This is a genomic window from Burkholderia sp. BCC1998, assembly GCF_905339875.1.
Classification (GTDB): Bacteria; Pseudomonadota; Gammaproteobacteria; order Burkholderiales; family Burkholderiaceae; genus Burkholderia.
In genome coordinates, this window is record NZ_CAJPHE010000002.1 from 455,387 (window position 1) to 468,836 (window position 13,450).

Annotated in this window: 11 protein-coding genes; 7 read left to right on the top strand and 4 right to left on the bottom strand. The window is 69.8% G+C overall.

Features of this window, described 5'->3' with window-relative positions:
* Positions 1–138 precede the first annotated feature (138 nt).
* From U5A56_RS05370 to U5A56_RS05390, 5 genes are read left to right on the top strand one after another with little or no spacing between them, the layout of a single operon-like run.
* Positions 139–837, top strand: coding sequence for a TetR/AcrR family transcriptional regulator (locus U5A56_RS05370; protein ID WP_321921410.1), 699 nt, complete (start codon positions 139–141; stop codon positions 835–837).
* Positions 834–1,799, top strand: coding sequence for an HlyD family secretion protein (locus U5A56_RS05375; protein WP_321921218.1), 966 nt, complete (start codon positions 834–836; stop codon positions 1,797–1,799). The genes U5A56_RS05370 and U5A56_RS05375 overlap by 4 nt, the downstream gene beginning before the upstream one ends.
* Positions 1,796–2,767 carry an ABC transporter ATP-binding protein gene (locus U5A56_RS05380; RefSeq protein WP_321921220.1) on the top strand — a complete coding sequence of 324 codons (972 nt, stop codon included), beginning with the start codon at positions 1,796–1,798 and terminating at the stop codon, positions 2,765–2,767. The genes U5A56_RS05375 and U5A56_RS05380 overlap by 4 nt, the downstream gene beginning before the upstream one ends.
* The gene (locus U5A56_RS05385) at positions 2,764–3,918 is read left to right on the top strand and encodes an ABC transporter permease (RefSeq protein ID WP_321921222.1); all 1,155 of its coding nucleotides are present in this window, start codon (positions 2,764–2,766) and stop codon (positions 3,916–3,918) included. The genes U5A56_RS05380 and U5A56_RS05385 overlap by 4 nt, the downstream gene beginning before the upstream one ends.
* A gap of 10 nt (positions 3,919–3,928) precedes the next feature.
* Positions 3,929–5,419, top strand: a complete 1,491-nt coding sequence (locus U5A56_RS05390) for an efflux transporter outer membrane subunit (protein WP_321921224.1) — start codon at positions 3,929–3,931, stop codon at positions 5,417–5,419.
* Between the two features lie 226 nt (positions 5,420–5,645).
* On the opposite strand, the gene U5A56_RS05395 is transcribed toward U5A56_RS05390, so the two are convergent.
* Together U5A56_RS05395 and U5A56_RS05400 are read right to left on the bottom strand one after the other, a co-directional pair.
* Positions 5,646–6,866, bottom strand: a complete 1,221-nt coding sequence (locus U5A56_RS05395) for a porin (RefSeq protein WP_044842995.1) — start codon at positions 6,864–6,866, stop codon at positions 5,646–5,648.
* 511 nt (positions 6,867–7,377) lie between these two features.
* A complete protein-coding gene (locus U5A56_RS05400) occupies positions 7,378–8,442 on the bottom strand; it encodes a phytoene/squalene synthase family protein (protein WP_321921226.1) in 1,065 nt (354 codons plus the stop codon).
* A gap of 427 nt (positions 8,443–8,869) precedes the next feature.
* Between U5A56_RS05400 and U5A56_RS05405 the strand changes: the two genes are divergently transcribed.
* Positions 8,870–10,015, top strand: coding sequence for a glycerophosphodiester phosphodiesterase (locus U5A56_RS05405; protein WP_321921228.1), 1,146 nt, complete (start codon positions 8,870–8,872; stop codon positions 10,013–10,015).
* Between the two features lie 92 nt (positions 10,016–10,107).
* Here the strand turns inward: U5A56_RS05405 and U5A56_RS05410 are convergent, their stop codons facing one another.
* Together U5A56_RS05410 and U5A56_RS05415 are read right to left on the bottom strand one after the other, a co-directional pair.
* On the bottom strand, positions 10,108–11,733 hold the full coding sequence (locus tag U5A56_RS05410) for a rhodanese-related sulfurtransferase (protein ID WP_321921230.1): 1,626 nt from the start codon (positions 11,731–11,733) through the stop codon (positions 10,108–10,110).
* Positions 11,734–11,855: 122 nt separating this feature from the next.
* Complete coding sequence (locus U5A56_RS05415) at positions 11,856–12,422, bottom strand: cysteine dioxygenase (protein ID WP_044842991.1); 567 nt, start codon at positions 12,420–12,422, stop codon at positions 11,856–11,858.
* A 74-nt stretch (positions 12,423–12,496) separates the two neighbouring features.
* Here U5A56_RS05415 and U5A56_RS05420 point away from each other — a divergent pair, with 74 nt between their 5' ends.
* Positions 12,497–13,420 carry a LysR family transcriptional regulator gene (locus tag U5A56_RS05420; protein ID WP_321921232.1) on the top strand — a complete coding sequence of 308 codons (924 nt, stop codon included), beginning with the start codon at positions 12,497–12,499 and terminating at the stop codon, positions 13,418–13,420.
* Positions 13,421–13,450 lie beyond the last annotated feature (30 nt).

A 13,450-nucleotide genomic window follows, 5' to 3' on the forward strand; every position in this document is an offset into this window, starting at 1 on the left:
TCCACCGCCGGCGCCCGCCCCTTCGCCACGCCGCCGCCCCGCCCGTCCGCCCCGCCATTCGCTACTCGCCTGATCGCGATCAACGCGGGCGAAAACCCTTGCTTGAAATTAACTAACTCATCAATTAGCGTCGATTTCATGAACGCGAAATCCACCGTCGCCAGGCCGCGCGGGCGCCGCCCGTCGGTGGACGACTTCGACTTGCGCGACCACATGCTCGACGTCGCGATCCAGCTGTTCGCCGAGCGCGGCATCGCCGCGACGACGGTCGCGCAGATCGCCGCGGCCGCCGGCGTCACGTCGGCGATGGTCCATTACTACTTCACGAATCGCGAGCAGTTGCTCGACGCGATCGTCGAGGAGCGGCTCGCGCAGGTCATCGCGTTCGTGTGGCGGCCGACCGCGCCGCACACCGAAAACGATCCGTTCGCGCTCGTCGCCGAGCTCGTCGACCGCTTCTTCGACGTCACGCATCGCATGCCCTGGCTGCCGTCGATCTGGCTGCGCGAGATCGTCCACGAGGGCGGGCTGCTGCGCGAACGGATGATCCGGCGCATTCCGCTCGAGCATGTCGGGCGGTTTGCCGAGCGCATCCGCGCCGCGCAGCAGGCCGGCACGCTGAACCCCGCGCTCGAACCCGCGTTCCTGTTCCATTCGATCATCGCGCTGGTGATGCTGCCGCTCGCCACCGCGAAGCTGTGGCAGAGCGCGCGCGGCCTGCCGCCGATCGATCGCGACGTGCTGCAGCGCCACGTCCGCGCGCTGCTCGGGTCCGGCATGCAGCCGCCCGCCGCCGCGCCGGATCCCGACGCGCATTCGCGACGGAGGCCGTCGTGAACGCGCCCCGCCCGCTGCCGCTCGCGCTGGCCGCCGCCGTCGCGTTGCTCGCCGCTTGCGGACGGCCGGCGGACGACGTCACGACCTTCCAGGGCTATGTCGAAGGCGAATTCGTGTACCTGTCGTCGTCGCAGGCGGGCACGCTGACGCAGCTGTCGGTCGAACGCGGCGAGGCCGTCGCGGCCGGCGCGCCGGTGTTCTCGCTCGAAGCCGTCAACGAAACGGCCGCGCTGCGGCAGGCGCAACACCAGCTCGAGGCCGCGCGCGCGCAGCTTGCCGACCTGCAGACCGGCAAGCGCCCGCCGGAAGTCGCGGTCACGCGGGCCCAGCTCGCGCAGGCCACGGCACAGGCCGCGCGGGCCGCCGCGCAATTCGCGCGCGACGAACGCCAGTACGCGGCCGGCGGCCTGTCGAGGCAGCAGCTCGACGATTCGCGCACGTCCGCACAGACCACCGCCGCGCAGGTGCGCGAGCTGCAGAACCAGGTCGACGTTGCGCGCCTGCCGGGCCGCGCGCAGCAGGTGGCGGCCCAGGCCGCACAGGTCGATGCCGCGCAGGCGGCCGTCACCGAAGCGCAATGGAAACTCGACCAGAAGCGCGTCGCCGCGCCCGCCGCCGGGCGCGTGTACGACACGCTGTACCGCGTCGGCGAATGGGTGCAGGCCGGCAATCCGGTCGTGCAGATGCTGCCGCCGCAGAACCTGAAAGTGCGGTTCTTCGTGCCGGAGGCCGCCGTCGCGTCGATCGCGCCGGGGCGCACGGTCGCGATCCGCTGCGACGGCTGCCCGGCCGACGTCCCCGCGCGCGTCACCTACGTGTCGCGCGCGGCCGAGTACACGCCGCCCGTGATCTACAGCAACGAGAGCCGGACCAAACTCGTGTTCATGGTCGAGGCGCGCCCCGCCGTCGCCGACGCGCCGAAGCTGCACCCGGGCCAGCCCGTCGCCGTGAGGATGCGATGAACGCGCCGCCCGCCCCGTATGCGATCGACGTCGACCGCCTGAACAAGCGCTTCGGCGACAAGCACGTCGTGAAGGACGTCTCGCTGCGCGTCGCGCGCGGGGAGATCTTCGGCTTTCTCGGGCCGAACGGCAGCGGCAAGACGACGTCGATCCGCATGATGTGCGGCCTGCTCACGCCCGACTCGGGCAGCGGCACCTGCCTCGGCTACGACATCGTGCGCGACAGCGCGCAGATCAAGCGCCGCGTCGGCTACATGACGCAGCGCTTCTCGTACTGGGAAGACCTGTCGATCCGCGAGAACCTCGATTTCGTCGCACGCGTGTACGGGATGCCCGATCGTCAGGCAGCCGTCGCGCGCGCGCTCGACGGGCTCGGTCTCGCGAGCCGCGCGGACCAGCTCACGGGCGCGTTGTCGGGCGGCTGGAAGCAGCGTCTCGCGCTCGCCGCATGCATGCTGCACGAGCCGGAACTGCTGCTGCTCGACGAACCGACCGCCGGCGTCGATCCGGCCGCGCGCCGCGACTTCTGGGAAGAGCTGCACCGGCTGGCCGCGCAAGGCATCTCGGTACTCGTCAGCACGCACTACATGGACGAGGCCGAGCGCTGTCACAAGCTCGCGTACATCGCGTCCGGCGAACTGCTCGCGCAGGGCACGGCCGCGGAAATCGTCGCGTCGCAGCACCTGTCGACGCGCACGGTCACCGGCGGGCACCTGGCGGAACTGTCCGCGCGCCTGCGCACGATGCCGGGCGTCGACCAGACGGTCGTGTTCGGCTCGACGCTGCACGTGAGCGGCCGCGATCGAGCGCTGCTCGACGCGACGCTCGCGCAGGTCGCGGCGCAGCCCGGCGCGCAGGAGAACGGTCACGCGCCGCTGCAGGTCGCGCCGATCGACACCGGGCTCGAAGACGTCTTCATCTACATGATGGGCCGCGCATCCGGGCCGCCCGCCGGAGCGGCGACATGAGCACGTGGACGGGCCTGCGCGACGCGTTCTCGGTCGCGCGCTGGTGGAGCATCGTGTTGAAGGAATTCCTGCAGCTGCGCCGCGACCGCGTGACGTTCGCAATGATCGTCGGCGTGCCGATCATCCAGCTCGCGCTGTTCGGCTTCGCGATCAACACCGATCCGAAGCACCTGCCGACCGCGGTGATCGTCGCCGACTCGAGCCCCTTCGCGCGCAGCTTCATCGCCGCGATGCGCAATTCCGCGTATTTCGACATCGTCGCGACGCTGCCCGACGAAGCGGCCGGCCGGCATGCGCTCGCACGCGGCGACGTGCAGTTCGTGCTGAGCGTGCCGGCCGACTTCTCGAAGCGGCTGCTGCGCGGCGAGCGCCCGTCGCTGCTCGTCGAGGCCGACGCGACCGACCCCGTCGCGACCGCATCGGCGCTCGGCGCGCTGCCGGGCCTCGTGCAACCCGTCGCCGACAAGGACCTGACGGGCCCGCTCGCGCACCTGAACGGCCGCCCGGCCGCGTTCGACATCGTGCTGCACCGCCTGTACAACCCGGAAGGCATCACGCAGTACAACGTCGTGCCGGGCCTGATGGGCGTGATCCTGACGATGACGATGGTGATGATGACAGGCCTCGCGATCACGCGCGAACGCGAGCGCGGCACGATGGAGAACCTGCTGGCGACGCCCGTGCGGCCGCTGGAGGTGATGACGGGCAAGATCGTCCCGTACGTGTTCATCGGGCTGATCCAGGTGTCGATCATCCTCGTGGCCGCGCGCTTCGTGTTCCACGTGCCGTTCGTCGGCGGCCTAGTCGCGATCTACCTGTCCGCGCTGCTCTTCATCGCCGCGAACCTGACGGTCGGCATCACGCTGTCGTCGCTCGCGCAGAACCAGTTGCAGGCGATGCAGCTCGCGGTGTTCTACTTCCTGCCGAACATCCTGCTGTCGGGCTTCATGTTTCCGTTCGCCGGGATGCCGAAGTGGGCGCAGTTCATCGGCAACCTGCTGCCGCTCACCTACTTCAACCGCCTGGTGCGCGGCATCCTGCTGAAAGGCAACGGCTGGGCCGACCTGTGGCCGTCCGTGTGGCCCGTCGCGCTGTTCACGCTCGTCGTGATGGGCGTCGCGCTGCGCTTCTACCGGCGCACGCTCGACTAGGAGCCGCACGATGAAACCGGCTTCGCGTCGCGCCCGCCCCGCCGCCCGCCGCAGCGCATGGGCAGCCGTTGCGCTGCTCGTCGCCGGTTGCACGGTCGGGCCGGATTTCCGCACGCCCGACGCGCCGGCCACACGGCAATACACGCGCGATGACTCGCCGGTCACGACGGCCGCCGCCGGCGGCCCGGCCGGCGACGCGCAGACGTTCGCATCGGCCGCGCACACGCCGCAGCAGTGGTGGACCGCGTTCGGCTCGGCACCGCTGAACCGGCTCGTCGATACCGCGTGGCGCAACAGCCCGACGCTCGCCGAAGCCCGCGCGCGGCTCGACGAAGCGCGACAGAACCACGCGGCCGAAGCCGGCGCGACGATGCTGCCGCGCGTCGATGCGAACCTGTCCGCCACCCGCGAGAAGGTCGACATCGCCGCCTTCGGCCTGCCCGCCAACGTGCCGAATCCCGGGCCGTTCACGCTGTACGACGCGTCGGTGAGCGTGTCGTACGCGCTCGACGTGTTCGGCGGCAACCGGCGCGCGCTCGAGGCGTTGCGCGCCCAGGTCGACTATCAGGCGTACCTGCTCGACGCCGCACGCCTGACGCTCGCGGGCAACGTCGTCGCGACTGCAATCCTGCGCGCGTCGCTCGCGCAGCAGATCGCGCTCACGCGGCAGCTCGTCGACGCGCAAGCCCGGCAGTTGCGGATCGTCGACGCGCGCTTCGCGGCGGGCGGCGTATCGCAGGCCGACGTGCATGCGCAGCGCACGCTGCTCGCGCAGACGCAGGCCTCGCTGCCACCGCTCGCAGCCCGCTACGCGCAGGCCGGTCACCGGCTCGCGATCCTGCTGGGCGCGCCACCGTCCGGTGCCGAGCTGCCCGACCTCGCGCTCGACGCGCTCACGCTGCCGCGCACGCTGCCGGTCGCGCTGCCGTCGACGCTCGCGCGCGAACGCCCCGATATCCGCGCGGCGGAGGCCGTGTTGCATCAGGCGAGCGCGAACGTCGGCGTGGCGACCGCGAACCTGTATCCGCGTTTTTCGATTTCGGCGGGGATCGGTTCGGAACGCACGCGCATCGCGGATATCGTCAGCGGGCTGAATGTGTGGAATGTCGGCCTCGGCCTGACGCAGCCGCTCTTTCATGGCGGCGAGCTGCGCGCGAGGAAGCGGGCGGCCGAAGCCGCGTACGACGCCGCGTTCGCGAGCTATCGGGAAACCGTGCTGCTGGCGCTCCAGCAGGTCGCCGACGCGATGCGCGCGGTCGAACACGATGCGACGGCGCTGCAAGCGCGCGACACGGCCGCACGGGAAGCGGCGGCAGGCAACGCGATCGCCGGCGACCGTTACGCGGCGGGCGGGATCAGCGCGTTCGCGCTGCTCGACGCCCAGCGGCAGGCATTGCAGACCGCGCTCGACCGCACGCGCGCGCAGGCCGACCGGCTGGCCGACACGGCGGCGCTGTTCCAGGCGCTGGCGGGGAACTGGATGGATGATGCGGCGCGGTGAGCGACACGACGGCGTCGGCGCCGACCGGGCATTGCCGGCCTGCACGTCATGCACCGCATGAGCGGCACACTTGTCGGGCTCGACAGCCGTCGCCGCGCGCTTCCATTCGACGACCATCCATGACCGAACCCGCAATACGCACAACACGTGCCGCAAATGGAAAAACCGGCCCGAAGGCCGGTTTTCGTACCGCAAGCCGTGAGCGGCGCTCGCGCGCCGCGCGGCATCAGAAGCGGTGGATCAGGCCGACGCCGGCCGCGATCTGGTTCTGCTTCGAGCCTGCGCCCACGCCGTCGCCGATCGACGTCGTTGCATTGACGATGCCGCCGGTCAGGCCGCTGATCGTGTTGCCGGTAGCGTGCTGATACGCTTCAACCGCGTACAGGCCCGTGCGCTTCGACAGGCTGTAGTACTGCGACAGCGTGACCTGATGGTACTTGGCCGAGCTCGAGATGCCGTTCGACTGGGTCGCACGCGTGTACGAGTAGCCTGCCGCGAAGTCCCACTGCGGCGCTGCCTTCCAGTGCAGCACTGCGCCCGCCGTGTTGAAGATCGCCGTATTGTGGAATGCCGACAGGTTGCCCGGGATGTACTGGACGTTCGAGTACGACACCGAGATGTCCCACGCCGGCGTGAACTGGTAACCGGCCGTCACGGCGACACGTTGCTGCGACTGTGCCGTCTTGTAGCCGCCGTTGATCGACGACACGGCCTGCTCCGCACCGTTGCCGCTCGAATCCAGACCGTTTTGCGCGGTCGAGTTCGCGCCCCACACGCCGCCGCCGAGCGTCGCGTTGTTGATGCGCTGATAGCCAACCGCGATGCCTGCCGGGCCGTTCAGGTACTGGACCGCCGCGCTCCAGGTCGAGCCGCGGTTGAAGCTGCCTGCCACGCCGCCGAGCGAGTACGAACCGCCGACCGTGAAGCCGTAGAACTTCGGCGACATGTAGACGAGCGAGTTGTTCGCGCGGTAGCTGGTGTCGAGCGAGTCGATATCGCCCGGGTGCGCGCCGTAGTAACCGGTCAGCCAGGTCGTCGGGCTATACGGCGACAGCAGCGTGTAGTACGCGGTGTACTGGCGGCCGGCCGTCAGCGTACCGTACGTCGCGTTGGTCAGACCAACCCACGCCTGACGCGTGAAGATGCCGTTCGTCCATTGCGACGAGCCGTTGTTCGCGTTGAAGCCGGCTTCCAACTGGAAAATCGCCTTCGTGCCGCCGCCGAGGTCTTCGCTACCCTTCAGGCCGAAGCGGCTGCCTGCCCAAATGCCGGTGGCCATCTGTACCTTCGAGTGACCGCCCGAAACCGCGCTGGTGGCCGACGAGTTGTTCTGCCAGGCGATAGCGTTATCGACGATACCGTACAGGGTCACGCTGCTCTGGGCGTGGGCTGCGGTAGCGGCTGCGAGACCCGCTGCCGTCATGGCGAAAGCGACGCGCTTTTTCATTGATTCTCCGTCCTCAAAGAATGATTTCTTTTCTGGTGTGGTTTTATGACTGACACATGTGCGAGTACATGCCGGTGCGATTCTGACGGATTACCAATCGTTTCCCAACATGTGCGGTCGGTCATCGTATGATCGACGCAACGCGGGGGTTCACCAAACGGTTACATAACACCTGAAAACGCTTACGCGGCGGGCCTTGCCGGCATTTCCCGGTGAAAACCCTAGCTTTACATTTTTACTGGTGCATCGCGACCGCCGGATGTCGTCAGACGCCCTCGGCAACAACCTTCCTACGAATGCGCGACCGCGGCTGACGCCGCGATTCACGCCGCCGCGCAGGATCGCTGACATTCATGACACCCACGTTTCGGGAAGCGAAATCGTGAAAACGTTTCAGTCCGCGTGCGGACAATCGGACGGGAGACGTGAGCGGCCCGGCGAACGCGGGCCGAGGGGCGATGCCGACGCTGGTCGCGTCACGCGCCGGCATCGTTCAGCGCGATTCAGCGATTCAGCGCGCGGACGGCTGCGCGATCCGCGCGTTCACCGCGTCGACGAGCGCGGTGATCCGCGCACGGATCGCGGCGTTCGAACCGACGAGCGCGAGCGACGACGCCATGATCCGGTAGATCCGCTTGCGCGGCACCTTCGCCGGCGTCGCCGGATCGAGCCACGCATCGTGGCCGGCCAGCAGTTCGAGCGTTTCGAGGCCGATCATGATCGGCCACAGGCACGCGAGCCGCAGCCGCACGAAGCGGCGCGGAATCGCGAGCGTGTAGCGGCACGCGTCGCGATACTGGTCGAGCGTCACGCGCAGCAGGTCGACCAGCACGCCGCGCGCGCGCGCCGACGCATCGGGTGTCATCAGGTCGGTGACGCCGACGCCGTATGCGGCCAGCACGTCCTCCGGCAGATAGCAGCGGCCGATCCGCAGATCCTTCGCGCAGTCGCGCAGGATGTTGGTCATCTGCAGCGCCTTGCCGAAACGGATGCCCTTCTCGCGCATGTCCGGCACGTCCCAGCCGCGCGCGGCGCGCGTGTGCGCGCCGGTCATGTCGGTCCAGAATTCGCCGACGCAGCCGGCGACCAGGTACGTGTAGCGATCGAGCTCGGCACGGTTCGGCAGCGACGCGACGCGGCCCGACTGTTCGTCGGGGAACGTGCGCAGGTCGAATTCCATCCCCGACGTCAGCGTCGCGACGACCTTGCGGATCGACGCGCGGTCCGCATCCGGCTGCGCGCGCAGCAGCGCGAGCATCGGCTCCATCGAGCCGAGCAGCACGTGTTCGTGCGAATCCGTCTGCATCCGCGTCACGTCCTCGAGCGAGCGCGACAGCGCCGCGCCGTCGCCGAGCCGCTCGACTTCGTTCCGCAGGTCGGTCAGCAGCGCCGCGCGGCGATCGGGCGCGACCAGCGCCGTGTCGGCGATCGTGTCGGCCGCGCGCGCGAGCAGGTAGGCCAGGCCGACCGGGTCGCGCATGCCGTCGGGCAGCACGCGCAGCGTCAGGTAGAAGGAGCGGGAAACGTTCTTCAGCAGGTCGCCGAGCAGGTAGGCGGGATCGGTATGCGTCGTCATGGGTCGGTAAAAATCGGCCGGCGCGGGCCCCGGACGCACGCGGGCGCCGGGCGCCCGCGCCGGCCCGCGAGTCGCCGCATCGCCGTGCGCGGGCGGGTGTCGGCCCGGCGCGGCGATGCAAAAGTCCCGCAAGTTTAGTGCATCCGGCGACCACGCTCGCGATCCGTCCGACGAAGTGGGCGCGCGACCGCCGAACCGCGTCGGCGCGACGATCGCGGCGCCGGCTGGCGGCGACGGGCGGATCGCACCGTCTCGACCGCGACATGTTCCCGCAATTCTCGCGCCTGACACGACAACAAAACAGAAAGGCGCAAGTAATACATATGTAATGATCCGGTGCGACGATCGCGTCCCGTTCGCTCACGCGGCCCCGCATCGCCGGACCGCTTGCCCTTTCACCCGACTTCCGTTCCGAAGGTTCATCGACATGCTCTTCCCGCGCCCGACCGCCCTGCGCTGCATCCCGTTCGCCTGTGCCGCTGCCGTCCTGCTTGCCGCCTGCGGCGGCGACGACGTCTCGGCGTCCGATCCCGCTCGCCCGATCTCCGCGAAGGTCCAGGTCGTCGGCCATCGCGGCGCGAGCGCGCTGCGCCCCGAGCACACGCTCGCGTCGTACCGCAAGGCGATCGAGGACGGCGCGGACGTGATCGAGCCCGACCTCGTCGCGACCCGCGACGGCGTGCTCGTCGCGCGCCACGAGAACGAGATCTCCGGCACGACGAACGTGTCGACGCTGCCACAGTTCGCGAGCCGCAAGGCGACCAGGACGATCGACGGCACGCAGCTGACCGGCTGGTTCACCGAGGACTTCACGCTCGCCGAGCTCAAGACGCTGCGTGCCCGCGAGCGCATTCCGCAGGTGCGCCCGGCGAACACCGCGTACAACGACCAGTTCGAGATTCCGACCTTCGACGAGATCGTCGCGCTCGCGAAACAGATGTCCGCGCAGACCGGCCGCACGATCCACCTGTATCCGGAAACCAAGCACCCGACCTACTTCCAGTCGATCGGCCTGCCGCTCGAGGATCGTCTCGTCGACGCGCTGCTGAAGGATCCGTACACGGCGCGCACGGCGACCGTCTACATCCAGTCGTTCGAGGTCGCGAACCTGAAGGCGATCCGCAACCGGATCAAGTCGAGCCAGCCGAACTGGAAGCTCGTGCAGTTGATGGACGAAGCCGGCCAGCGTCCGTACGACTTCGTGAAGGCGAGCGACAAGCGCACCTACGGCGACCTGTCGACGCGCGACGGGATGCGCGAGATCGCGTCCTATGCGAACGGCGTCGGCCCGTACAAGACGTCGATCATCGCGGTGGCCGCGGACGGCACGCTGCAGCAGCCGACGTCGTACGTGCGTGACGCGCACGCAGCCGGCCTCGTCGTGCATCCGTATACGTTCCGTCCGGAGAACAACTTCCTGCCCGCGTCGCTGAAGGATGGCGGCACGCCGGCCACGCGCAACCCCGCGGGCTCGGTGCGCGAGATCCAGGCCTACCTGCGCGCGGGCATCGACGGCTTCTTCACCGACGATCCGGCCGTCGGCCGCACGGCCGTCGATACGTTCAAGCGTTGAGCGCGCTGAACGTGCCGCATACGATGAGCCGCTGAACATGCGGCAACCGGGCGCGGCGCATCGCATGCCGCACGCCGGTTGCCGCGCGGTGGTCAGATCACGCGGAAGTGGTGCGTGCCGTCCCGCTTCAGCTGGTCGACCAGCCCGTATTCCCAGTCCAGATACGCCTGCATCGCGGCGGCCGCGTTGTCGGTGCCTTCGTACGGGCGCCGGTAGCGGTCGACGCGCGGCGACGCGAGGCGTGTCTCGCCGTGCTCGAGCGGCAACCCCGCGTCGATCCACGCGGCCGTGCCGCCGGTCAGCACCGAGATCGCCGCGGAAGCCGGCAGCCACGCGCGCGCGTCGTCGGCCGCGAACCGCGCGAGCAGGCTCGATCCGCACGTGAACACATAGCGCCGCGCCGGCGGAATCGCGGCGAGCGCGTCGCGCAACTGCGCGCGCACGACGAACCACGCGCCGGGGATATGGCGCTTCACGTAGTTCGCGCTGGCCGTCACGTCGACGATCGCGAGCTCGCCCGCGGCCGCCTCCTTCAGCCAGCCCGCGAGCGTCGCGGGCGACACCTCGCTCACCTGCGGCGTCGCGGGCACGTCGCGCGGCGGCTGGCCGCGCTCGGTGAACGCCGCCGTGCCGGCCGGCTCGAGCACCCGCACGTCCCAGCCCATCTGCGCGAGCCACGACGCGGTCATGTCCGCGCGCACGCCGTCGTCGTCGGCGAGCACGATCCGCGCGCCGCGCACGGCCGCGTGATGGTCGGTCTCCTGCACGAGCTGGCCGCCCGGCGTGCCCAGGAAGCCCGGCAGATGGCCGGCCTCGTATTCCTCCGGCGTGCGCACGTCGAAGCGGTACAGCGTGCGGCCCGGTTCGTCGAGCGCGGCGAGCTCCGCGAGCGCGATGCGCGGCACGCCCGCGCGCTCGGCCACCGCGCGCGCGGCGCGGCGTGCTTCCTCACGCTGCGCGGGTGCGATCTCGTCCGGAAAGCGTCGCGCGGCGCCGTGCTCGAGCGTCTGGCCGGCGAGCGTCCAGCCGATCGTGCCGTTGCGCAGTGCCGCGACCGGGTTCGGCAACCCCGCGTTGACGAGCGACTGCGTGCCGATGATGCTGCGCGTGCGGCCCGCGCAGTTCACCACCACCTGCGTTGCCGGATTCGGCGCGAGCGCGCGCACGCGCAGCACGAGTTCCGCGCCCGGCACGCTCGTCGACGTCGGGATGTTCATCGTCTGGTATTCGTCGAAGCGGCGCGCGTCGACGATCACGACGTCGGCCTTTTCATCGATCAGCGCCTGCACCTCCTGCGCGGACAGCGACGGCGTATGGCGCTCGGCCTCGACCCATTCGCCGAACGACTTGCTCGGCACGTTCACGTCGATGAACAGTTCGCCGCCCGCGGCGAGCCAGCCCGCGAGGCCGCCGTCGAGCAGCCGCACGTCGGTATAGCCGAGCTGCGCGAGTTTCTCGGCCGCGCGCGGCGCGAGATCCTCGCCGCCGGCTTCGCCGAACACGACGATCGGCGTGTCGCGGCGCGGAATGCGCGTCCATGCGTCGAGTTCGAGCTTCGACAGCGGAAAATTGGCGGCCCACAGCGGGTGGCCCTGCGCGTAGGGATCTTCCTCGCGCACGTCGATCAGCGCGATTTCGTCGCGGGCCAGCAGGCGCGTGCGTACGTCATGGTACGACGCGACGGGGAAACGGGAAGTGGAATCAACGGATTGCGTCACGATGTCTCTGTCGGATTCTGTTGGAGTCGGTGAAGAAAGCACACTGAAAACGGCTGCAGCTCGATGCCCGCGGGCACGCCGTCGCAACGGGGCGCCCGCGACTTGCGGCGTCACGCGTCCGGTCACGCGTTCGAATAGCCGGACACGAACGGCTTCACGGTGCCGTCGTCCAGGAACACCGCACGTTCGACCTGGCCGATGTTCGCGCCGTACACGTGGATGCTGATCGACACCTGGTCGTCGAACGCGTTGGTCACGCGATGGACGTCGCCGATGCGCGGCGACACGGCCTCGACGTCGCCCGGCTGCAGCCGTACCGCGTCGCCCGCCGGCACCGGCCTGCCGGCCGCGTCGAACCGGTACGGTTGCGAAAACTCGCCGCCGCGCAGCATCCCGATCAGCCCCCACACCGTGTGGTTGTGGATCGGCGTCGTCTGGCCGGGCCCCCACACGAAGCTGACGACAGAAAACCGCGCGTCGGGATCGAGATGCAGCAGGTACTGGCGGTAACGCTCGGGATCGGGCTGCGCGAACGCGTCGGGCAGCCAGTCGTCGTGCGCGACGAGCGCGGCCAGCAGCGCGCCGCCCTCGTCGAGGATGCGCGCCTCGTTCGCGCCGGACGCGAGCAGCGCGCCCAGCCCGTCGACGAACGGACGCAGCGGCGTCTGCTGCAACGAAAGCGTACTCATCGGCTGCCTCCTCGAATATGATGCCGAATATGATGGATCGTCATGATGCACCCGAAATACCATGCAGAACAAACATGAAAATTAGCGATATCGATGCTTTTGCAGCGGTCGTTCGCGGCCAGACGCTGAGCCAGGCCGCGGCCGAGCTCGGCATGACGCAGCCCGCGATCACGCGGCGCGTGCAGAACCTCGAGGAGGCGCTCGGCGTCACGCTGCTCGACCGCAACACGAAGCCGCCGCGCCCGACCGACATCGGCCTGCAGGTGTTCGAGCAGTGCCGCGCGATCCTGCGCGAAGTCGACGCGCTGCGCGAACTGACGGCCGGCCAGCGGCCGCCCGCCGGCGAATTCCGCGTCGGCCTCACGCAAGGGCTCGGCGAGTTGATGCTGCCCGGCCTGATCGCGCAGCTCGCCGCGCAATGGCCGGCGCTCGCCACGCAGGTCACGACCGCGTGGGGCGGCATGCTCGTCGAACGCGTCGCGCACCGCGAACTCGACGCCGCGCTGGTGTTTCTGGCCCGCGAGATGGTGCTGCCGCCGCAGGTCGAAGGCGAGCGGCTGCTGGCCACGCGGCTCGTCGCGGTCGGCCGCAGGGGCGACTGGCCGCGCCGCAGCTACCGGCTCGCCGACTGCCAGGCGCGCGGCTGGGTGCTCAATCCCGACGGCTGCGGCTTTCGTGCGGGGCTGCGCCGCGCGCTCGACGCGCAGGGGCTGCCGATGCCGGTCACGCTCGACGCCTACGGCCGCGACCTGCAATTGCAGAGCATCGCGAACGGCTTCGGGATCGGGCTGATGCCGCTGCCGCTCGTCGAAGGCAGCCCGCTGCGCGACGCGGTCGACATCGTCCCGCTCGCCGATTTCAAGCCGCAGATCGATCTGTGGCTGCTGCACCGGCAGGACGCCGCGCGCTTCAGGGCACCGCTCACGGCCGTGGCCGCGCATGCGCGCACCGCGTTCGCGCTGCCGGCGGATGCGGCCGGGCACGACGAAGCCGCTTGACCACGCGCGACGGCGCCGGCGCGGCGGCGT

Bases quoted from the DNA above. Each gene is read 5' to 3' on its own strand.
- U5A56_RS05370 (WP_321921410.1), top strand. From the start codon at position 139: ATGAACGCGAAATCCACCGTCGCCAGGCCGCGCGGGCGCCGCCCGTCG.
- U5A56_RS05380 (WP_321921220.1), top strand. From the start codon at position 1,796: ATGAACGCGCCGCCCGCCCCGTATGCGATCGACGTCGACCGCCTGAAC.
- U5A56_RS05385 (WP_321921222.1), top strand. From the start codon at position 2,764: ATGAGCACGTGGACGGGCCTGCGCGACGCGTTCTCGGTCGCGCGCTGG.
- U5A56_RS05390 (WP_321921224.1), top strand. From the start codon at position 3,929: ATGAAACCGGCTTCGCGTCGCGCCCGCCCCGCCGCCCGCCGCAGCGCA.
- U5A56_RS05395 (WP_044842995.1), bottom strand. From the start codon at position 6,866: ATGAAAAAGCGCGTCGCTTTCGCCATGACGGCAGCGGGTCTCGCAGCC.
- U5A56_RS05400 (WP_321921226.1), bottom strand. From the start codon at position 8,442: ATGACGACGCATACCGATCCCGCCTACCTGCTCGGCGACCTGCTGAAG.
- U5A56_RS05405 (WP_321921228.1), top strand. From the start codon at position 8,870: ATGCTCTTCCCGCGCCCGACCGCCCTGCGCTGCATCCCGTTCGCCTGT.
- U5A56_RS05415 (WP_044842991.1), bottom strand. From the start codon at position 12,422: ATGAGTACGCTTTCGTTGCAGCAGACGCCGCTGCGTCCGTTCGTCGAC.
- U5A56_RS05420 (WP_321921232.1), top strand. From the start codon at position 12,497: ATGAAAATTAGCGATATCGATGCTTTTGCAGCGGTCGTTCGCGGCCAG.